The following is a 20,016-nucleotide window of genomic DNA, read 5'->3' as shown; positions in this document are numbered from 1 at the left end:
TAACCAACGATTCGCACGTCATGTGCTGGTCAAAAAGGGGAGATAGAGGTTAACGAACTCTATGAACAGTTACTGATAGATCAGTGTCTCGACCGTAAAGACTCTTCTAACCAGTGCGAGGCGGAAGCGCGTTTATCAAACATTGAGTCATCATCGACTCTTCGGTAGGAACGCTGAATACTTAGTGATTTCCAACGACCTGTCATAGCTATAGCCGATTCGTCGATACCAGCAATGTATGCATTGGTTGCGAAGGTAGCGCGTGCACTGTGTGTTGTTACCTGTTCAGTGTTAATGCCTGATTCATCAGCAAGTCTGGCGATTGCCTTGTTCAGGCCGACATTGGATAATGATTGTCCGGTCCACCGACCATTCTTTCGAAGCCCCTGAAAAAGTGGGGTTGTCGGCTCCTCAGGGAGTATGCGCAAGAGATCCTGGATAGCACGGACAGGATCGATATGGGCCATTGATGACTGCGAGAGTGCTAACTGGGCTCCTGTCGCATACTGGTCTGTTTTCGAGTATCGCACCGTAATAACCGCTCCCTTGTCTGGTACCAGACGTACATCACGGCGCTGGAGGACAACGCTGTCTGAGTAGCGTAGACCAAGTGATGTTGCGAGAAGCCACCACGCGGCGTCTCGTGTGCCGCGAGGCGACTGGAGCATCCGCGCATAGGAGACAAGCATGACAACTTCAGTGGGCGACAAAGCGCGAGCTTTTCGAACATCTTTTTCCCTGTTGAGCCGTGAAATCCCGGCAATGACACGACGAATGCCTTCCACGTCGTCAAGTGCTTGTGATCCACGTTCCCGGTGATAGTCGCGCAGTGACTGGAGGTAGGTCCGGACAGTTGCTGTTGATTTTCCTTGATCAAACAGGTCACTGAGCCACAGTGCCACTTCGCTAGGTGTTGCTGGGAAAAGTGTGTACCGGTACGTGGTTGCATATCTTTGCCAGGAACGCACCCCAACTTCGTAAGTTTTCTTTGTATGCGACGCACGGGAGTGCTCAATGAGCCTGTGCACATCTGCGTGCTGTTGCGCAGTTAGTGGATGCGGTGATGAGTTATGGAGGACGGAATCCATACCTTTATGGTGTCATGAACGACTGACATCATCGAAGGAGTCATGGCGCTGAACTTGCCCGTGACCGATGATCCGCCCTCTCCCCCGGTGGAGGACTTCTGTGTGGTATTCACGCACTTCAATGAGCGTATCGATGTCGAGGCTGGCAGAGTCGCAGACACTGCGGGCATGGGCATCACTGGTGCCGGTGAACCGGATGACGATATGGGGTTGGCCTTGGCGGATCGCTAAGTCCCGGTGCTCCACCGTGGCATAGGTGGCAACGATATTTGCGACAGTGGGGAGCACATCGTCAAATGGAAGCGGAAGGCGAACTTCTCCGACGGTCAAAACAAGACGGTATGACGGCATATCGGCACTCTACCCGACGGCAGAGTGTTGTGTGCGACTCACAGGAATATAGTTGAACGTTCAACTGTTATGGTGGGTACATTGATATAGGAGGCATCATGCAATTCGGAATCTTTACCGTCGGCGACGTCACAATGGACCCCACGACTGGGCGTACACCCACAGAACACGAGCGCATCACAGCGACAATCGAGATCGCCAAGAAAGCAGAAGAAGTAGGTCTCGACGTGTTTGCCACAGGTGAACACCACAACCCTCCCTTCGCAGCGCCCGCAAACCCTCCGGTCCTGCTTGCACACCTTGCTGCAGTGACACAACGCATCATCTTGTCCACCTCAACAACCCTCATCACCACCAACGATCCAGTGCGATTGGCTGAGGACTACGCCTACCTGCAACACCTTGCAGAAGGGCGCATCGACCTCATGATGGGACGCGGAAATACAGGACCTGTCTACCCCTGGTTTGGGCAAGATATCCGCAAGGGACTGGAACTTGCTATTGAAAACTACGCGCTGCTCCGTCAACTGTGGGATCAAGATGTTGTTGACTGGCAGGGAAACTTCCGCACACCACTGCATGGGTTTACCTCAACCCCTCGCCCACTGGATGGGGTCGCCCCCTTTGTCTGGCACGGATCCATTCGGACCCCAGAAATTGCAGAACAAGCCGCCTTTTACGGCGACGGCTTCTTCCACAACAACATCTTCTGGCCAATTTCCCACACCAAGTCCATGGTTGAGTTTTACCGGCAACGATTCGAACACCATGGTCACGGGCCAGCACATCGGGCGATTGTTGGTCTTGGTGGGCAAGTCTTCATGCACAAAAACTCGCAAGAGGCAGTTCGACAATTCCGCCCCTATTTTGATAACGCACCGGTGTACGGACACGGGCCATCTCTGGAAGACTTCACCGAGCAAACACCACTGACGGTGGGGAGCCCCCAACAGGTCATTGATCGCTATGCAACTATGCGTGACCACATGGGTGACTACCAGCGGCAACTCTTCCTCATCGACCACGCCGGCCTCCCACTCGCGACAGTTCTTGACCAAATTGACATGCTCGGTTCGGAGGTCATCCCCGTCCTTCGTCAGGAACTCAGCCAAGGAAGGCCCGCTGATGTACCGGACGCGCCAACACACGCATCACGCGTAGCTGCCGCTGGTGGAGCACACGACTCTACCGTGTACGCAGGCGCAGACTCAGTGACAGGACAGGTGTAAACATGGCCGAGTTTCTTGTCGTCTCCGGAGGGCTGTCAGTTCCATCGAGTACCCGTCTATTAGCTGACCGACTTAGTGATGCGCTGAGGGAAGTCGCCGGTGCAGACCATGTCATTGAGGTGCACGAGTTGCGCGATAGCGCCCATCAGGCGGTGGACTTTGTGCTCACGGGCTTTGCACACGGTGCGCTGGAAGAACTTCATGCTCGTGTGCGAACCGCTGATGCGATTGTTCTGGTCACCCCGATCTACTCGCAGGCTATCGCCGGCTTGATGAAAACGTTCCTTGACACGCTTGATCCGCAGTGGTTGCGCAATAAACCCGTGCTCCTTGCAGCAACAGGTGGCACCGAACGCCACCAGTTAGCAATTGACTACTCTTTTGCGCCAATCTTGGCCTACATGAAAGCACGGAGAACAGTCACGTCAGTTTTCGCGGCCTCCAATGACTGGGGCAATCCGCAAGCTGTTCGCTCCCTGGGTCAACGCACACGGGACAGTGTGGGAGAACTTCTCAACCTTGCAGGGGTCGCGCCCGTTGCGGCTACTCCCCCACCTGCTGACACGCCCCCCGCATCGGTGGGCCGACAAGAAGCAGACTCGTTGAGTTCCCCTGATTTTTCTGATCTGCTTCGCGCACAGGGTATTGACCCAGGTGCGGGTAATCACGGTGGGTGAAAACACCGTGTGAGGGACCTTATGCCTAGCAACTATTCGCTGGTCAGGACGACACTAAAGGTATCAGTCCCACATCACGGGACGGATACCGGCCGTGAACAAAGGTGTTCAAGGCGAACGCCTGACACGGGTGAGCGACACAATCGCTCATGACAACAGAAAGGTGACGCACATGGCCAGATGGGTGAAGCGCGACGACTCTATTCGATCATGGTGGGCTGAACGAGCCCGCAGACGTGAGTCCTTCCGCTACGAACTCCGCCAACCGTACATCATCCGTTAGTTGTCAGAGCGAAACAGCCCCGAACGACGGATTCGTTCAATTTCTTGATCAACTGAGAAACCCGGTTTCCACTGTGAGCGGAGGCCGGGTTTCGTGCTGACTCGGCGCGGTAACGATGTTGACGCCCATAAGTCATGCGCCTGCCCACGATCGCGAGCTCGGTCGCCTGATTCTGAGTGTGATTCTCCTGAGCCAGGTTTTCGTACAGACCGAAGAGTTGCCGTGTCCGCAGCAACCTCGCTTGGAGGGACGAGCGGGATTTGAGAGGTGAGCACGGATGATCCTTGCACTGACGCAAGATCGTCACGTTCACGGAGTCGAGCGAACCGGTGGGAGCGTGTCTCTGGTTGAGATGCAACCGCGTGAGCGCCAGTAGCGGGTGCGGGGGCTGCCGTGCGTTGTGTGGCGTCAGCCTCAGTGGAAGCGCGGGGGGAAGGAACCTCAATGCTGAGGTCGAGTGCGTGTAGGACAGCAAGTGCGTGCGTGAGTGACACGTCGTTTGTGGCCTGTTCGAACCGGGAAAGCCACTGTCGGGTTGAGCCGACGCGAGCGGCAAGTTCTGATTGGCTCAGCCCAAGTTCCATGCGGCGGGCTCGAACAAGACGCCCCAGCTCTTGTGCATCGCGCACACGCATGATGCCCCCTTCGTCGTCGTCTCTACGACACTGAGTGTAATGGCGCTGTTCCATGGGGGCCGTTGGGCGCGCCGAGGCAACAAAAAAGTCCACCCGTAGGTGGACTTTCCTGTCGGGCTAGCGGGATTTGAACCCACGACCTTCCGCCCCCCAGACGGACGCGCTACCAAGCTGCGCCATAGCCCGATGCTTCGTGCTTTGTGTCACTGGTCAGAGACACTTCTGACCGGTTCACTGCCTGAAGCAACTCTAGAATCTTACCCTACGAACGTGGAGAAAGAAAAAACGGGAGACGTTTTCAAGCAGGTCACACAGTGTGGTACCCGTCACTGTTGATGATTGCGTGGTCAGGGATGGTGATCTCATTGTCGGCTGGTCCTAGAAACGCCTCACCTTCAACTCTTTGCCCCACGCCAAATCTGTAGGGTCCTTCTACGGTGAAGGATGACGCACCCTTGAGCGACGGAATGCCACGCGAGAAACGGTTCTCAAAGTCCGAAATCAACTTGTATGAACCAGGATCGAGCGTAATCAACGGTTCCTGACCGGTTGCTTGAAGGCGGTACTCCTCAGTGAGGTCATACACATCTGAACGCACTAACAGCAGGTCATTGGTCGTTTTCACGGGAAGGAAACGTCTGCGGTCAACGCAAAGAGTCTGTGCCCCCTCGAAGAGCTCGATCGCAGCACCCATCGCCACCTCGATCTGGATGACTGCGGGAGAGTCGGGACGGGTAGGGTCCACCGTTTTCTCGTTTTTGATGAGTGGCAGGGGCATCACACCGTCATGGTGCGCCAACAGCTCACGGAGCGCCGCGACCCTCATCCACAGGGTGTTCGTGTTGAAATACTGGTGACGTGAAATATCGGCAGCTGCCTCGACGTCGTCCGCAGCTGTCTGGGCAGTTTCCCGCAAAACGATGCGCCCGTCGCGCACAACAAGGTGCCCACCTTTACGGTCGGCTGGTGTCCGTTCCGCCACCTCCGCAGCGAACGGAGCCCCGCTGTCAGCGAACCACTGCGCAATTTCTGGGCTTGGGTAGGCTCCAAGATTGTCCGCGTTGGCAATGTTCAGGTACTCAAATCCCATATCAGCAAGGGCGTCAAGGACCCCAGATGTGTACAGCACTGTGTAAACATCCCCGTGCCCAGGTGGGCACCATTCAAGAGTGGGGTCCTGAGGCCATGTCACTGGGGTCAGAGTCTTCGCCTGAAGTTTTGGCTCTTGGTTTTGGAGCATCGACAGTGGCAAACCAGGAATTGGTAAGTCACTGTAGGGGGCGAGTGCACCAAGTGTGTCCTCTTCGGTGCGGAAACTGTTCATGAACACAAGTGGCAACGAAATATTGTGTTCTGCCCTGGCTTTTCTTACTTGATTGACAATGACATCAAGGAAGGACAGGTCATCTCGCACCGGCAGCAGTGACTTTGCTTTGTCCATTCCCATGGAGGTGCCCAGCCCACCGTTGAGGCGAATGAAGGCTGTTTTCGCTAATGCCTGTGCTGTAGACGCACCTGGGAGATCGTGCATATGCGGAACATCCACGAGCGGAGTGATATCCCGTTCGTGGATGATTCCATCATCGTGTGCAAGGAGACGTTCGTAAAGGCGGCTAAAGGAACGAATCGCCGGCTCGCTGACGCCAGCCTCTCGCATTTTACTCACTGACTGTTCAAGACCATGTGACATGGTCACAGCCTAACGCTACGAGCGCTTACGCTTCTCGCGCACGCGGACCGATATCTCTATGGGCGTACCCTCAAACCCGAACTCTTCGCGCAGTCGGCGTTCAATGAAACGCCGGTATCCCGGCTCAATAAATCCCGTGGCAAACAGGACGAACCGCGGTGGGCGGGTTGAGGCCTGGGTGGCGAAGAGGATGCGTGGTTGCTTTCCTCCCCGGACAGGGTGGGGATTTCCTGAGACAAGTTCTCCGAGGAATGAGTTCAGCCGACCAGTAGGAATGCGTGTGTCCCACGAAGTCAGTGCGCGGTCTAGGGCAGGAACAAGCTTGTCGAGGTGCCACCCAGTTCTTGCGGACACATTGACACGAGGTGCCCATTGGATTTGACCGAGGTCTCGTTCGATTTCTCGATCGAGGAATCGCCGACGATCTTCATCGACGAGATCCCACTTATTGAACGCGACGACGACCGCGCGGCCGGAGTCGACGACGGAGGAGATGATGCGTTGATCTTGCTCACTGACGGTCGTTGACGCGTCGAGCAAAATGACAGCGACTTCAGCTTTCTCAATTGCAGCGACTGTCCGCAGTGATGCGTAGTAGTCCGCTCCCTTCATCATGTGGACGCGTCGGCGAATACCTGCGGTGTCCACGAAGATCCACGGGCGGCCTTTGAGCTCAATGAGTTCGTCAACTGGGTCACGCGTGGTACCTGCCGTGTCGTCTACGACGACACGGTTCTCGTGGGCAACCTTGTTCAGAAGCGAGGACTTACCTACGTTGGGGCGGCCAACTAACGCTACTCTGCGAGGCCCATCTGGACGAACAGTGCCATGCTCGGAGATTCGTGGCAAGGCCTTCATCGCAGCATCAAGGAGATCACCTGTGCCGCGGCCGTGGAGGGCAGAAACCGGGTAGGGCTCCCCCAACCCGAGTGACCACAGTGCCGTGGCATCCGCTTCTGCCTTAAAGGAGTCAACTTTGTTGGCACACAAAACAACAGGTTTCCCCGATTGGCGCAGCAGACGAACAACCCGCTCGTCAGTTGCTGTTGCCCCAACGGTCGAGTCCACGACAAAGATCACTGCGTCAGCAAGATTAATAGCGACCTCTGCTTGCTGGGCTACGCTGGCATCGATGCCGAGCACGTCGGCTTCCCAACCGCCAGTGTCGACAAGCATAAAATCCCGTCCCGCCCATTCTGCTGGGTAGGACACCCGGTCACGGGTCACCCCTGGTGTGTCCTCAACAACTGCTTCACGGCGTCCCAGGATCCGGTTCACGAGTGTCGATTTGCCCACGTTAGGGCGTCCCACAATGGCAAGGACTGGTAGTGGAGCGGGCACTGGAGCGTCGTGGTCATCGTCGTGGTCTCCAGCGAGGAGCGCGCGATCCTCCTCGCCGAGTTCATACTCTTCAAGACCTGCGAGGAGGGCTTGTTCCCGTTGTGCGTCATCGTCGAGGTGGTGATCGGGTGTGCTCATAGCAGCCATTCTTTCAGGAAAGTTGCATCCTGCCATCCGCACAGTGCGGATGGCAGGATGCGAGAAGTGTGATGTGGTGATGTGTTACTTGTCAGAGCTGGTGTGTTGGATTGCGGCCAAGACTGCGTCAACGGTTTGGTTAAAGGTGAGTTCTGAGGAATCGATTGTGACCACACCATCGGAGGCTTGCATAAACTGCGACACCGTGGAGTCGCGAGCGTCGCGGGCGACCACCTCTTCTCGTGTCGCCGCAACACTTGCATCATCTGCTGTTCCGTGAACATCGGTTGCGCGCCGTGCAAGGCGCGCTTCTTCAGATGCGGTGAGAAGGATGCGGGCGTTAGCATCAGGGGCGATCACTGTGGTGATGTCACGTCCTTCAGCGACGATCCCTCGGCCTTGGGAGAAACCACCGGCACGCTCAGCACGAATGATCGATTGTTGTTCGCGTTTCATGATGGCTCGAACCTCGAGGTTTGTTGCCACTTGTGAGACTTTGAGGGAGATCCCAGATTCACGAATTGCCTCAGTGATGACAATGTCATCAACACGGATCACCTGCGATTGAGGATCGAGTGCCATTGTCAAGGGCATTGTGTCGACAACTGCTGCCACGGCTTCCTGGTCAGCGAGGTTGACTCCTTCACGCAGGCACCACCACGTTGCCGCACGGTACATTGCCCCCGTGTCGAGGTAGGCCAGCCCCAGGCGTTGCGCGACAGCACGGGACACGCTTGATTTGCCGGAGCCTGAGGGACCGTCAATGGCAACGGTCAATGGTGAGGGCGTGGTCATGGTTTTCCTTAGGGTGTCGGTGTGGAACCGTTACAAGCCGACCAGGGTCATGAGAGTAGCGACCTCGGTGCGGTTGAGTACACGGGTTCGTCCTTGCTTGAGATCTCCAAGTTTGATGGGGCCGATTGAGGTCCGCACGAGACGCGTGACAGGGTGACCAAGGGAGTCAAAAATCCTGCGGACAATTCGGTTGCGGCCTGAGTGTAGTTGCACTTCGATCATGGTCTCGGTGTCTGTTTGGTCGATCACACGGTATGAGTCGAGTGCGACCTCGCCATCTTCTAAGGTGATGCCTCGCAGAAGTTGGGATCCGACTCCGTTGGCAACGCGCCCCTTCACCGTAACCACGTAGGTTTTTCGCACGTTGTAGCGGGGGTGGGACAAACGATTAGCAAGCTCTCCGTCGTTTGTGAGGAGGAGAAGTCCTTCAGATTCATAGTCGAGTCGCCCGACGTGGAAGAGACGTTCGGTACGCTTAGAGACCAAATCTGCGACAGTGGCTCGACCCTCTGGGTCGTGCATGGTTGCGACCATTTTTTGTGGTTTGTTCACCGCAATCGTGATTTTCGATGCGTCTGCCATGATCCGTAAACCGTCAACAGTGACAACGTGTGCAGTCGGGTCCACCCGCACACCAAGTTCCATGACGATCTGACCATCGACCTCAACACGTCCTTGTCGAATAAGGTTCTCGCATTCACGACGGGATCCAACCCCAGCGTCTGCCATGACTTTTTGGAGTCGGATACCATCAGCGACGTGGACGTCGTGCGTGGGTGCTGGCTGTTGTTGCTGGGGGCGTCGACGCCCACCTCGGGTGTGTCCCATGTGTGCGATCTCCTTCAGCGTCCTGCAAGTGGTGAGCGACCTGGGTCGCTGTGGTCATAGTCTTCAACGGTGCGTGCGAGCTCAGCCATTTCCTGGCGATCCGGCAGCGCTGGGGCAAGGTGTGGTAGTTCCTCGAGGGAAGCTAACCCCATGCGTTCGAGGAATGTGGCGGTGGTCCCATACAAGGATGCCCCGGTTCCTGGTTCGGAGCCCACTTCCTCAATGAGTTCACGACTCAGTAGTGTGCGGACTACTCCATCAACGCTGACACCTCTAATAGTTTGGATGGCTGCTCGTGTGACTGGCTGGCGATACGCGATGACCGCCAAAGTTTCTAGTGCAGCCCCAGAGAGTCTAGCGGTCTTACCTGCGGTGACAAAATGAGTGACAATGTCGTGGTAGTGCGCGGAAGAGTAGATGCGCCACCCCGCACCAGTGGTCCGCAACTGATAACCACGTGTTCGTCCGTCATGGAGTCCGTCATACTCATCACGAAGGTAGGTCAGCGCGTCCTTGACGTGTTCCACACTCACACCAAGCGCTTCAGCGAAGTCGTGGGTGGTCACAGGTGAATCAGCGACCATGAGGACTGCTTCGCATCCCCCGAGTATGTGTGGATCAACTGTGAGTTTGTCAGCCATTAGGTGCTCCCAGCGATGCTTTTAAGGGCTGTTGGTCATGCGGGGGTACTTGCTTATCGAGAAGTGAAACAACGAGATGAGAATCACGCGAATCCTGGGACAGAGTAATAATTCCTGTGCGGAAAAGTTCCAGAAGTACGAGGAACCGAACGACGATGACTAGCCGGTCGGTGACATCGCCAATGAGTTCATGGAAGGTTGCACTCCCCTGCTCGCTGGTGTTCAAAACACGAAGTATTTGAGGGGTTTCCGTGTCGAGTGTCACCGCGGATCCATGAAGATGATCCACTCGAACAGCAGGTGTTGGAGGTTCGGACGCTTGTTCTGTCAAAGCACGTTCCGCGAGTTGATGAAGCCGCTGAGGGCTGAGCGTCCACACTAACGCGGGCAGTGCGCTAGCAAATTGTGGTTCCAAGGCCACAGATCGAGGCACGAACTGTTGCTGGGCATGAAGCCGCTCATCAAACACCTGTGCAAGTTGCCGGTAGGCGCGATATTGCAACAGTTTGGCAAAAAGAACGTCCCGAGCTTCGAGAAGAGCGATCGCTTCCTCGTCGTCTTGTTCGTGCGCAGGTAACAACCGGGCCGCCTTGAGATCAAGGAGCGTCGCAGCGACAACAAGAAATTCACTGGCCAACCCAAGGTTCTTTTGAGGGCTGTGAGCAACTAACTCGTCACCGGTTGCTGATTCCCGTGCATGCCGTAAATACGCAATAAACTCGTCTGTCACATGAGCAAGGGCAACCTCAGTGACATCAAGTTTGTGCTTCGCAATAAGTGATAACAGCAAATCAAACGGCCCAGAAAAGTTGTCAAGATCCAGGTGGAAGTCCCCCACCGCTGAGACGTTGTGTGGGGCTGAATTAGGCTGCATCACCACGTGCAATCAGTTCCCGCGCAAGCTGCCGATACGCCTGAGCGCCTGAGTGTCCAGGCGCGTAGGTCGTAATGGGTTCGGCTGCCACTGACGCATCGGGAAACTTCACTGTTCGACCAATGACTGTGTGCATGAGAGTATCCCCGAAAGCTTCATACACACGTGCAATCACTTCACGCGCATGCAAAGTACGAGCATCAAACATGGTGGCAATAATGCCATCAACTTCAAGTCGAGGATTGAGCCGGTCGCGTACTTTCTCAATAGTTTCCACAAGAAGAGCAACCCCACGCAAGGCAAAGAACTCGCACTCAAGAGGAATTAAGACGCCGTCAGCTGCCGTCAACGCATTCACAGTGAGCAAACCAAGAGAAGGCTGGCAATCAATCAAGATGACATCATAAATGTCCATCACTGGGCGCAGAACACGAGTCAACACTGACTCACGCGCAACCTCACCAACCAGCTGAACTTCCGCCGCCGACAGGTCAATGTTGGCAGGCAAAATATCGAGACCAGGAACCTCAGTGGGGACGATGACTTCCTCCACGGGCCACGACCGGTCAACGAGCAAGTTGTAGACCGTAGCATCCAGCTCATGTGTTGCTACCCCCAACCCAACTGATGCGGCCCCTTGAGGATCAAAATCTACAATGAGTACACGACGACCTAACTCTGCGAGACCTGCTGCAAGATTGATCGTTGTCGTTGTTTTGCCCACACCACCCTTTTGGTTGCACATCGCAATAATCCGAGCGGGACCATGCGATGACAGGCGTGACGGTGCTGGGAAATTAGGGATCACTCGACCAACAGGGTCGAGGTCAGGGGTATCTTGGCTTGTTGCGAACAGTGGCTCACTTGTCACACGTTCACGTTACAACACTGTTCCACGGCCGTGAGGTAAGCACACCGTGGTGTCGAGGGTCATCTGGACCACAGAGGGTGAAGTTCCCGCGACTCCGCCGCCCTGTTGCTAGGACATGAGCTGCAAGTGAAGACCTCTGCACCTAGCTCAATGCGCGCGGGTGACTACTGGCATACACCTCACGCAGCGCATCGGCAGAAACATGGGTATAAATCTGTGTAGTGGTCACAGAAGCATGCCCTAGAAGTTCCTGGACAACTCGAATATCAGCGCCGCCACTGAGCATGTGCGTTGCAAAACAATGTCGAAGTGTGTGGGGAGAGACTGATTCCGCGCCAGGAATCGCAGCGAGACGAGCAGCAGACCGAACGACACCGAAAGCGCTTTGACGCGATAATCTGCGTCCACGGGTGTTAAGAAACAACGCTGGAGTTCCGACCCCCGCTCCTGCAAGCTCGGGGCGAGCACGCACCAAGTAGGCATTCAATGCGTCATAAGCGCAAGACCCCACGGGCACAAGTCGTTCTTTGTGACCTTTCCCAAGCACACGCGCAACAACAAAACCATCATCTGCGATCACATCATCACGATCGAGACCAACCACCTCAGAGATCCGCGCACCGGTTGCGTAAAGAAACTCCAGCAATGCCCGGTCACGAAGCCCCACCGCACTGTCGAGAGGAGGGGTAGTGAGCAAGCGTTCGACGTCATGCGTTGAGAGCACATCAGGAAGGCGTTGCGGGAGCTTTGGCGGACGTACAGACACGGCTGGGTCTCCCGCCACGACACCCTCTGCCTCCGCATATCGATGCAGACCGCGCAATGAAGCAAGATGACGGGAGACAGAGCTTTGACTCAAAGACTGGCCGAGGCTCCCCTCACGTAACGCCACCAGGAAATCATCAATGGTGCTCTGCGTAACGCTGTGAAGCGAGAGCTCTCTGTGAGAAAGATAGTCAAGGTAACGGGCAAGATCCCTACGGTACGCAGCGAGCGTATTCGGCGATACGCCGCGCTCTACAAGAAGATGTTGCAGATAGCCTTGAACGATATCCCTATCAGAGGTGTCACTCATCGTGTGTCATTGCCTAGGAGACGCCATTACAACGGGAGGAACACGTCAACAGCGACCGCGACAAACAGGAGAGTGAGGTACGTGATAGACCCATGGAAGACCTTCATCTCACCAACTTTCCGGGCACCTGAGCGGGCTTTTCGGTACATGTCGATGCACATCCATAAGAACCACACACCCAAGGCAAGAGCGACAACCGGGTAGACCCAAGTCATCTTGTCGCGCTCGAAGAACCACACCCCCAAAGACGCGATGATCATCGCGATCGTGTAGGCAATCATCTCGAATGCGACACGCCGTGTACCAGCGACCACAGGAAGCATGGGAACACCCGCATTGGCGTAATCACGTTTGAACTTCATGGACAGGGGCCAATAATGCGGCGGAGTCCAAAAGAAAATCACGAGGAAGAGCATGACTGCTCCCCACGACAGTGTCTCTGTGACCGCAGACCAGCCAATGAAGACCGGCATGCATCCAGCTAAACCGCCCCAGACGATGTTTTGCGCTGTTCGCCGTTTCAAAATGATCGTGTACCCCACGACATAAATAGCGATTGCGCCCGCGGTCAGCAGAGCAGCTTGGATGTGGACGAACACTGCAAACCATGCCAAGGAAATTGCTGTGAGCACCCATCCAAACACCAGAGCCTCTCGCGGAGACACTTCCCCTGTCACGAGCGGTCGGCGCTTTGTGCGGTTCATGACTTCGTCAATGTCGCGGTCAATGTAGCAATTGAGCACACCTGCAGCCCCAGCAGCAAGGGCGCCGCCAATGAGTGTGTGGAGTACCAGGACGAGGTTGGGTAACCCGCCTTGCGCAAGGATCATGGAAGGAAATGTCGTGACCAGAAGAAGCTCGATGACCCGGGGTTTTGTCAACGCGAGATACGCCCCAGCCTTCATGGCAAGGAACTGACGGCGGGACATCGAGTGTGCGCTGTGAGAGCGGCCAGGAGCGTCCGATGAACTAGTGTCCTCGGGGACAGTAGTGGCGTGGATCTTCCCGTGATCAGTGTTGTGCACGCGTCTCGACGTTCCGTTCTGGTCTCATGCTGGTGCTTGGGCGCTCATTCCATAGTAGTGGGAGCGGCACATATAGCGAACGACAGGCTGTGTGACGTTGGTCGAAAGTCCTAGACCTCAGGGACTTGCTGACAGAATGCGCCGAAAAACTGCAATGTTAACGCTCACATTCGGTGGTTAAGGGCTGTAGACTACAAAGGACAACCCAAAGCTCCACAGAGTCGTGATCCAGAGCAGACAACCACCGTGCAAAACATCAGATTTGTTATTCTGAACGAGACAGAGACTGCTTCGGCACTATACCTGTGACAGTTTCGACACCCAGATTCCGGCTCCGCCTGCCGGAAGAAAAGAGGATCGGTGAACGCTTTCACCCCGACAGCTAATAAGCTTGAGTGGTCAGAACTCGATGACCGCGCAGTAACTTCAATCAAAGCTCTCGCAGCAGACGCAGTTGAGAAAGTCGGCAACGGACACCCAGGAACAGCAATTTCCTTGGCCCCCGCCGCCTACCTGCTCTTCCAGAAGGTTATGCGTCACAACCCAGCGGACCCCCAATGGGTGGGCCGCGACCGGTTCGTCTTGTCAGCAGGTCACTCCTCACTGACAATCTACTTGCAGTTGTTCTTAGCCGGTTACGGTCTCGAAATGGACGACATCGCCTCACTTCGTACCTGGGGTTCCAAGACACCAGGGCACCCCGAGTACGGACACACAGAGGGCGTTGAAATCACTACTGGTCCACTTGGGCAGGGTCTTGCCTCCGCAGTAGGTATGGCATTCGCAGCGCGCCGTGAACGCGGTCTTTTTGACCCCGAAACTGCCGACGGTGAGTCAGCATTTGACCACAACGTTTATGTCATCGCTGGTGACGGGGACCTCCAAGAAGGAGTCACCTCTGAAGCGTCCTCGCTGGCTGGGCACCAAGAACTCGGCAACCTTGTCGTGATCTACGACCAGAACCACATCTCCATTGAGGACGACACCGACGTTTCCTTCTCAGAAGACGTCCTCGCTCGCTACGAATCCTACGGCTGGCACGTCCAACGTGTTGACTGGACTCACGGTGGAACCGAATACAGCGAAGACGTCGACGCGTTGTACTCAGCAATTCAAGAAGCGAACAAGGTCACCAACAAGCCATCGATCATCGCTCTTCGCACCATCATTGGTTGGCCCTCCCCTACCAAACAGAACACCGGTGGGATTCACGGGTCTGCACTAGGCGGCAGTGAGGTCGCTGGCTTAAAGGAAGCTCTCGGTCTTGACCCAGAGGTCACATTCCACATTGATGATGACGTTCTGGCCTACACGCGGTCCGTTGCGTCACGTCAAAGTGATCTCCATGATGCGTGGGCTTCAGCCTACAACGCATGGCGCGACTCGGGCCACGAAGGTGTCACACTATTCGACCGGCTCCAGGCTCGTGAACTACCAGCGAACTGGCACGATGCGCTTCCAGTGTTCGATGCTGGAACTGACCTGGCAACTCGTGCGGCTTCTGGGAAGGTCCTGTCTGCCCTTGCTCCCGTGCTACCAGAACTGTGGGGCGGCTCAGCAGATCTTGCCGGTTCGAACAACACGACAATGGCAGGAGAGCCCTCCTTCCTCCCCGAACACCGGTCAACTCGTTCGTTCTCCGGGAATCCATACGGACGGACCTTGCACTTTGGGATCCGCGAGCACGGAATGGGGGCAATCCTCAATGGGATCGTGCTCCACGGAGCGACGCGCGCCTACGGTGGAACCTTCCTTGTCTTCTCCGACTACATGCGCCCAGCCGTTCGTCTCGCTGCGCTCATGGAAATCCCCACGATCTTCGTGTGGACACACGATTCCATTGGAGTCGGAGAAGATGGCCCAACGCACCAGCCCATCGAGCACCTCGCCGCTCTGCGCGCAATTCCAGGGCTCGACGTTGTTCGCCCAGGTGACGCGAACGAAGTCGCATGGGCTTGGAAGACAATCATCGAGAAAACCGACCGTCCCGCTGGCATCATCCTGACACGCCAGAACATCCCAACCTATGAGCGTGGCGAAGGTGAAGCAACTGGACAGACCTTCGCGGCTGCATCAATGGTTGAGAAGGGTGCATACACCCTCATTGACGCCAACGGCGATGTGGATGTTCTTCTGCTAGCAACAGGATCCGAAGTTCAGCTGGCAGTTGCCGCGCGTGAAGCACTCCAGGCCGAAGGAATCGGTGCCCGTGTGGTATCGATCCCCTGCCTTGAATGGTTTGCGGAACAAGATGAGTCTTACCGTGAGTCAGTCCTCCCCTCGACTGTGAAGGCACGTGTCTCAGTCGAAGCTGGATTGGGACTGGGGTGGCGTGAACTGGTTGGTGACGCTGGCCGTATTGTATCCCTCGAGCACTACGGTGCATCCGCTGACGCTAAAACCCTCTTCCGCGAGTTTGGGTTCACGCCCGAAGCTGTGGCACAAGCAGCACGCGATTCACTCGCAGCAGTGCGTGGCTAAACCCAGCAAATAGTGCAGCATGAAGGCTGGTCAGTGTCATATGACACTGACCAGCCTTTTGCGCATCTATCATCACCTCACCACCCCCACCAACCACTGCGGGGTGTGCAACGCCACGTAAAGAAACCAACCGCATTGTGGCATCGCCATGCTCAAGATGCGGCATGCCCGATAAGATCGACGTAACTTCAACTGCTCTCCACAACCAACCTTGGCCAGCCCGCAAACACATGGCCACAGCGACAGAACGGTGACACCAACGTGCAGCCAGTTGCCTCAACGACCCGGCAAAACCCGCTCCGCGATCCACGCGATCAACGACTCCTGCGCATCGCAGGCCCGTGTGGCATCGTCATCTTCGGGGTCACCGGTGATCTCGCACGCAAAAAGCTCATCCCCGCGATCTACGACCTTGCCAACCGAGGGTTACTGCCCCCCGGATTTGCGCTCACCGGCTTTGGCCGACGTGACTGGTCCCATCAAGACTTCGCCCACTATGCGCGTGAGGCAGTCAAACAGTTCGCACGGACTCCTTTCAAACAAGCTGTCTGGGATGAGCTGGTTGACGGCATTCGCTTTGTTCAAGGGACTTTCAACGACACAGACGCGTTCATGAGACTCAATGACACCGTCAAAGAACTCGACGAACAGCGCGGCACTGGGGGTAACCACGCTTTCTACCTGTCTGTTCCGCCATCAGCATTCCCCTTGGTGTGCCGACAGCTAGCAGAATGCGGTCTCTCCCAATCTGAAGAAGATGCCTGGCGTCGAGTCGTGATCGAAAAACCATTTGGACACGACCTTGAGTCAGCACAGGAACTCAACAACGTTGTCTCAGAAGTGTTCCCCGCCGAAGACGTCTTTCGTATTGACCACTATCTCGGTAAAGAAACAGTCCAGAACATTCTTGCCTTGCGGTTCGCAAACCAAATGTATGAACCAATCTGGAATTCCCACTACGTCGACCACGTGCAAATCACGATGGCTGAAGACATCGGAATCGGGTCGCGCGCTGGGTACTACGACGGCATCGGAGCTGCCCGAGACGTCATTCAAAACCACCTGTTGCAACTGCTCGCACTCACCGCAATGGAAGAACCTGCTTCCTTCTCCGCCCGCGATCTCATCGCCGAAAAAATCAAGGTCCTTGCCGCAACCCGGGTCCCTGACGACATCGATGCGCACACAGCACGAGGACAATACACTGCAGGCTGGCAGGGCGGCGAAAAGGTCAATGGGTTCTTCGAAGAAGACGGCATCCCCGCCGACTCGGTCACGGAAACTTTCGCCGCTATCCGCGTTGACATCGACAACCGTCGCTGGGCTGGTGTGCCCTTCTACTTACGTGCCGGGAAACGCCTTGGCCGGCGTGTGACAGAGATTGCGATTGTGTTCAAGAAGGCGCCGCATCTGCCTTTTGAGTCCACCGCAACAACCAAACTCGGTGAGAATGCCCTGGTGATTCGTGTCCAACCAGATGAGGGAGTCACCATGCGGATCGGGGCGAAGGTCCCCGGAACGCAAATGGAAATTCGCGATGTGACCATGGACTTCGGTTATGGACACGCGTTCACCCAGTCCTCCCCTGAAGCGTACGAACGCCTCATCCTTGATGTCCTCCTCGGTGAGCCTCCGCTCTTCCCTCGGCACGAGGAAGTGGAGTTGTCGTGGCGGATCCTTGACCCCATCACGGCACACTGGGCTCAGCACGGTTCCCCCGCACCTTACCGTGCAGGAACGTGGGGACCTGACACTGCCGATGAGATGCTCAAGCGCGATGGCCGCGCCTGGCGCCGCCCGTAATGACAGGGAAGTGAAAAGACATGATTGTTGATCTGCCAGGTACCACCACCTCACAAGTAGCAAAAAAGCTTGTGAAAATTCGTGAAGAGGGCGGGCAAATCGCTCTTGGGCGAGTGCTAAACCTCGTCATTCTTGGAGACCGCGACGAGTTAGACGCCGCGATTACCGCCGCAAATATCGCCTCCAACGAACACCCGTGTCGAATTATTGCCGTTGCTGCCGGTGCAGAAGGCTCACAGCAGCTCGATGCTCAAATTCGAGTTGGTGGCGATGCTGGAGCTTCCGAGGTGATCGTCTTGCAAGGGACAGCCGACCAGGTGGCGCACACAGACACCCTGATTATGCCGCTCCTACTTCCTGATGCTCCGATCGTGGCGTGGTGGCCTGGTCAAGCACCTGCTGCCCCCTCGCGGGAACCGCTGGGAGCGATGGCTCAAACACGGCTCACTGACACGCTCCAATCATCGCAGCCGTGTGCTGACCTTGATGCGTTACGATGCCATCACGAGCCCGGAGATGTGGACTTGGCCTGGACGCGGGCAACAATTTGGCGCAGCCTAATTGCGTCCGTACTGGATCAGCCTCCTTTTGTTCCGGTAGAACGAGTTGAGATTGAAGGGCAAAGCGAACACCCTTCCGTCAATTTGTTGGCAGGGTGGTTAGGGCTGCACCTCACCGATCAGGTGTCCACTAAGTTTGTTCCTGGAGCGTTGGGGCTTACTCGGGTTGCGCTCATCCGTGCCGATGGATCGGACATTGAGTTCACGCGCCAAGATGGTCGGCGTGCCACGCTGCGCCAACCAGGTATGCCAGAGCAAAGTATCAATTTGCCCATTCGTTCCTTGGAAGACTGCATTGCAGAAGAACTTCGTCGTCTGCACCCGGACGAGATCTACACAGATGTTCTCCTGCACGGGTTACCGTTGATTCGACGCCACGAGGAGGTTTCGCCATGACAAAGCGGGTTGTTATCCATAGCGACAGTGACGCGTTAGCACGCACTACAGCCGCGCGGCTCCTGGTCACCCTCATTGATTTGTGTGCGGTCCAGGATCGTGTTGATGTGGTGCTCACCGGTGGCACGGTGGGTATCCGCACCCTCGCGATGGCTGCGCAAAACCCCATTGTCCGAGATGTTGATTGGTCGATCGTTCACGTGTGGTGGGGAGACGAGCGTTTCGTCGCCAAGGATTCGCCAGAGCGTAATGCTCGCCAAGCCTACGAGGCGTTGCTTGCTGATCTTCCTTTGCCGGCAGGTAACATCCACGAGGTGTCCTCAACTGATGACGGCATTGATGTGGACGAGGCAGCACAACGGTATGCCCGTGATCTGCAGCTGGCGCACAGTGACAAATCTGGCCTGAACTTTGATGTGCTCCTTCTTGGTATGGGACCAGATGGGCATGTGGCGTCATTATTCCCGGGTCACCCTGACGCCATGACGTCAGGGGTCGCAGTGGGAGTCCATGATTCCCCGAAGCCCCCGCCGTCACGGGTGTCGTTAACGTATGACGCGATCAATGCCGCACGCCGAGTGTGGGTGATTGCTGCGGGAGAAGAGAAGGCGCAAGCTGTCGCTCAGGCACTTGTGAGTGTTGATCCAGTATCGCTGCCAGCCTCAGCTGTGTGCGGTGTCGTAGAAACTCTGTGGCTCATCGATGCTTCTGCTGCATCAGCTATAGAGGTCGCAGAAGTCCCTTAATCCTCATGGCGTGGCGGCAAACAGGCGCACAGGCAGGCACGCAACTATCAGCTCACGCGCTGTGATGTTGTCGACGAAGAAGAGGCTCACCACGTCACTGTGGTGAGCCTCTTCTTCTCATGTGGTGTGGTTAGCCGGTGACCTTTGGGAAGAGCCCCAACAAGACGATAGCCGCGAACCAAACGATCGCGAAGGCGATAGTAATACGGTTGAGGTTTGTTTGGGCGTTGCCTGCGTTTCCGATGGATGTGGAGACACCACCACCGAACATGTCAGACATGCCACCGCCCTTGCCTTTGTGAGTAAGAACTAAAAGGATCAGGAGGATCGAAGTCACGACAAGGAGCACTTCAAGTGAGATGCGCAGAATATCCACGGGTGGTTGTCCTTCGTTGTGTGGTCTAGCGTGCCGCTAGACAGGTGTTCATGCCATGCGGCACCGCTGACTAGACTAGTCCACTTTGGGCTACAAAAGCCAGATGGCTCACC

At 56.1% G+C, this 20,016-nt stretch carries 19 protein-coding genes and 1 tRNA gene; 6 read left to right on the top strand and 14 right to left on the bottom strand.

Annotated elements, in window-relative coordinates; all coding sequences use genetic code 11:
- Positions 1 to 80 precede the first annotated feature (80 nt).
- A complete protein-coding gene (locus JDEN_RS06450; protein WP_015771563.1) occupies positions 81 to 1,088 on the bottom strand; it encodes a tyrosine-type recombinase/integrase in 1,008 nt (335 codons plus the stop codon).
- Between the two features lie 12 nt (positions 1,089 to 1,100).
- Positions 1,101 to 1,439, bottom strand: a complete 339-nt coding sequence (locus JDEN_RS06445) for a hypothetical protein (RefSeq protein WP_015771562.1) — start codon at positions 1,437 to 1,439, stop codon at positions 1,101 to 1,103.
- A gap of 98 nt (positions 1,440 to 1,537) precedes the next feature.
- Between JDEN_RS06445 and JDEN_RS06440 the strand changes: the two genes are divergently transcribed.
- Positions 1,538 to 2,668, top strand: coding sequence for an LLM class flavin-dependent oxidoreductase (locus JDEN_RS06440; protein WP_015771561.1), 1,131 nt, complete (start codon positions 1,538 to 1,540; stop codon positions 2,666 to 2,668).
- A 2-nt stretch (positions 2,669 to 2,670) separates the two neighbouring features.
- Positions 2,671 to 3,345, top strand: a complete 675-nt coding sequence (locus tag JDEN_RS06435; protein WP_015771560.1) for a CE1759 family FMN reductase — start codon at positions 2,671 to 2,673, stop codon at positions 3,343 to 3,345.
- Positions 3,346 to 3,624: 279 nt separating this feature from the next.
- Here JDEN_RS06435 and JDEN_RS13430 read toward each other — a convergent pair whose 3' ends face one another.
- The 11 genes from JDEN_RS13430 to JDEN_RS06375 form a co-directional block, all read right to left on the bottom strand.
- On the bottom strand, positions 3,625 to 4,263 hold the full coding sequence (locus JDEN_RS13430) for a helix-turn-helix transcriptional regulator (RefSeq protein WP_015771558.1): 639 nt from the start codon (positions 4,261 to 4,263) through the stop codon (positions 3,625 to 3,627).
- Between the two features lie 112 nt (positions 4,264 to 4,375).
- Positions 4,376 to 4,449 (bottom strand) — tRNA-Pro (locus JDEN_RS06420).
- 121 nt (positions 4,450 to 4,570) lie between these two features.
- Complete coding sequence (locus JDEN_RS06415; RefSeq protein ID WP_015771557.1) at positions 4,571 to 5,953, bottom strand: UTP--glucose-1-phosphate uridylyltransferase; 1,383 nt, start codon at positions 5,951 to 5,953, stop codon at positions 4,571 to 4,573.
- Positions 5,954 to 5,968: 15 nt separating this feature from the next.
- Positions 5,969 to 7,441, bottom strand: a complete 1,473-nt coding sequence (der, locus tag JDEN_RS06410; RefSeq protein ID WP_015771556.1) for a ribosome biogenesis GTPase Der — start codon at positions 7,439 to 7,441, stop codon at positions 5,969 to 5,971.
- A 75-nt stretch (positions 7,442 to 7,516) separates the two neighbouring features.
- Positions 7,517 to 8,227: a (d)CMP kinase gene (gene cmk, locus JDEN_RS06405; protein WP_015771555.1), complete on the bottom strand. Its 711-nt coding sequence runs from the start codon at positions 8,225 to 8,227 to the stop codon at positions 7,517 to 7,519.
- Positions 8,228 to 8,257: 30 nt separating this feature from the next.
- The gene (locus JDEN_RS06400) at positions 8,258 to 9,055 is read right to left on the bottom strand and encodes a pseudouridine synthase (RefSeq protein ID WP_015771554.1); all 798 of its coding nucleotides are present in this window, start codon (positions 9,053 to 9,055) and stop codon (positions 8,258 to 8,260) included.
- A 14-nt stretch (positions 9,056 to 9,069) separates the two neighbouring features.
- Positions 9,070 to 9,696, bottom strand: coding sequence for an SMC-Scp complex subunit ScpB (gene scpB, locus JDEN_RS06395; RefSeq protein ID WP_015771553.1), 627 nt, complete (start codon positions 9,694 to 9,696; stop codon positions 9,070 to 9,072).
- The gene (locus JDEN_RS06390; RefSeq protein ID WP_015771552.1) at positions 9,689 to 10,570 is read right to left on the bottom strand and encodes a segregation and condensation protein A; all 882 of its coding nucleotides are present in this window, start codon (positions 10,568 to 10,570) and stop codon (positions 9,689 to 9,691) included. Before JDEN_RS06390 ends, scpB begins: the two co-directional genes overlap by 8 nt.
- Positions 10,560 to 11,441 (bottom strand): ParA family protein, encoded by an 882-nt coding sequence (locus tag JDEN_RS06385; protein WP_015771551.1) that lies wholly within the window; start codon positions 11,439 to 11,441, stop codon positions 10,560 to 10,562. Before JDEN_RS06385 ends, JDEN_RS06390 begins: the two co-directional genes overlap by 11 nt.
- A 142-nt stretch (positions 11,442 to 11,583) precedes the next feature.
- Positions 11,584 to 12,516, bottom strand: coding sequence for a site-specific tyrosine recombinase XerD (xerD, locus tag JDEN_RS06380; RefSeq protein WP_015771550.1), 933 nt, complete (start codon positions 12,514 to 12,516; stop codon positions 11,584 to 11,586).
- Positions 12,517 to 12,542: 26 nt separating this feature from the next.
- Positions 12,543 to 13,445, bottom strand: coding sequence for a heme o synthase (locus tag JDEN_RS06375; RefSeq protein ID WP_041288273.1), 903 nt, complete (start codon positions 13,443 to 13,445; stop codon positions 12,543 to 12,545).
- Between the two features lie 456 nt (positions 13,446 to 13,901).
- Between JDEN_RS06375 and tkt the strand changes: the two genes are divergently transcribed.
- From tkt to pgl, 4 genes are all read left to right on the top strand, one after another.
- The gene (gene tkt, locus JDEN_RS06370; RefSeq protein ID WP_015771548.1) at positions 13,902 to 16,022 is read left to right on the top strand and encodes a transketolase; all 2,121 of its coding nucleotides are present in this window, start codon (positions 13,902 to 13,904) and stop codon (positions 16,020 to 16,022) included.
- Positions 16,023 to 16,283: 261 nt separating this feature from the next.
- Complete coding sequence (gene zwf / locus JDEN_RS06365; RefSeq protein ID WP_015771546.1) at positions 16,284 to 17,825, top strand: glucose-6-phosphate dehydrogenase; 1,542 nt, start codon at positions 16,284 to 16,286, stop codon at positions 17,823 to 17,825.
- 20 nt (positions 17,826 to 17,845) lie between these two features.
- Positions 17,846 to 18,781, top strand: a complete 936-nt coding sequence (locus tag JDEN_RS06360; protein WP_015771545.1) for a glucose-6-phosphate dehydrogenase assembly protein OpcA — start codon at positions 17,846 to 17,848, stop codon at positions 18,779 to 18,781.
- Positions 18,778 to 19,527: a 6-phosphogluconolactonase gene (gene pgl, locus JDEN_RS06355; protein WP_015771544.1), complete on the top strand. Its 750-nt coding sequence runs from the start codon at positions 18,778 to 18,780 to the stop codon at positions 19,525 to 19,527. The genes JDEN_RS06360 and pgl overlap by 4 nt, the downstream gene beginning before the upstream one ends.
- 130 nt (positions 19,528 to 19,657) lie before the next feature.
- On the opposite strand, the gene secG is transcribed toward pgl, so the two are convergent.
- Positions 19,658 to 19,903, bottom strand: coding sequence for a preprotein translocase subunit SecG (secG, locus tag JDEN_RS06350; RefSeq protein ID WP_015771543.1), 246 nt, complete (start codon positions 19,901 to 19,903; stop codon positions 19,658 to 19,660).
- Positions 19,904 to 20,016: the final 113 nt, after the last annotated feature.

Source organism: Jonesia denitrificans DSM 20603, from assembly GCF_000024065.1.
In the GTDB taxonomy this organism is placed as follows: domain Bacteria; phylum Actinomycetota; class Actinomycetes; order Actinomycetales; family Cellulomonadaceae; genus Jonesia; species Jonesia denitrificans.
Note: the sequence above shows the minus strand (reverse complement) of the source record. Positions and strands in the feature narration are given on the sequence as shown.

Bases quoted from the DNA above. Each gene is read 5' to 3' on its own strand.
- JDEN_RS06450 (WP_015771563.1), bottom strand. From the start codon at position 1,088: ATGGATTCCGTCCTCCATAACTCATCACCGCATCCACTAACTGCGCAA.
- JDEN_RS06445 (WP_015771562.1), bottom strand. From the start codon at position 1,439: ATGCCGTCATACCGTCTTGTTTTGACCGTCGGAGAAGTTCGCCTTCCG.
- JDEN_RS06440 (WP_015771561.1), top strand. From the start codon at position 1,538: ATGCAATTCGGAATCTTTACCGTCGGCGACGTCACAATGGACCCCACG.
- JDEN_RS06435 (WP_015771560.1), top strand. From the start codon at position 2,671: ATGGCCGAGTTTCTTGTCGTCTCCGGAGGGCTGTCAGTTCCATCGAGT.
- JDEN_RS13430 (WP_015771558.1), bottom strand. From the start codon at position 4,263: ATGCGTGTGCGCGATGCACAAGAGCTGGGGCGTCTTGTTCGAGCCCGC.
- JDEN_RS06415 (WP_015771557.1), bottom strand. From the start codon at position 5,953: ATGTCACATGGTCTTGAACAGTCAGTGAGTAAAATGCGAGAGGCTGGC.
- der (WP_015771556.1), bottom strand. From the start codon at position 7,441: ATGGCTGCTATGAGCACACCCGATCACCACCTCGACGATGACGCACAA.
- cmk (WP_015771555.1), bottom strand. From the start codon at position 8,227: ATGACCACGCCCTCACCATTGACCGTTGCCATTGACGGTCCCTCAGGC.
- JDEN_RS06400 (WP_015771554.1), bottom strand. From the start codon at position 9,055: ATGGGACACACCCGAGGTGGGCGTCGACGCCCCCAGCAACAACAGCCA.
- scpB (WP_015771553.1), bottom strand. From the start codon at position 9,696: ATGGCTGACAAACTCACAGTTGATCCACACATACTCGGGGGATGCGAA.
- JDEN_RS06390 (WP_015771552.1), bottom strand. From the start codon at position 10,570: ATGCAGCCTAATTCAGCCCCACACAACGTCTCAGCGGTGGGGGACTTC.
- xerD (WP_015771550.1), bottom strand. From the start codon at position 12,516: ATGAGTGACACCTCTGATAGGGATATCGTTCAAGGCTATCTGCAACAT.
- JDEN_RS06375 (WP_041288273.1), bottom strand. From the start codon at position 13,445: ATGTCCCGCCGTCAGTTCCTTGCCATGAAGGCTGGGGCGTATCTCGCG.
- JDEN_RS06360 (WP_015771545.1), top strand. From the start codon at position 17,846: ATGATTGTTGATCTGCCAGGTACCACCACCTCACAAGTAGCAAAAAAG.
- pgl (WP_015771544.1), top strand. From the start codon at position 18,778: ATGACAAAGCGGGTTGTTATCCATAGCGACAGTGACGCGTTAGCACGC.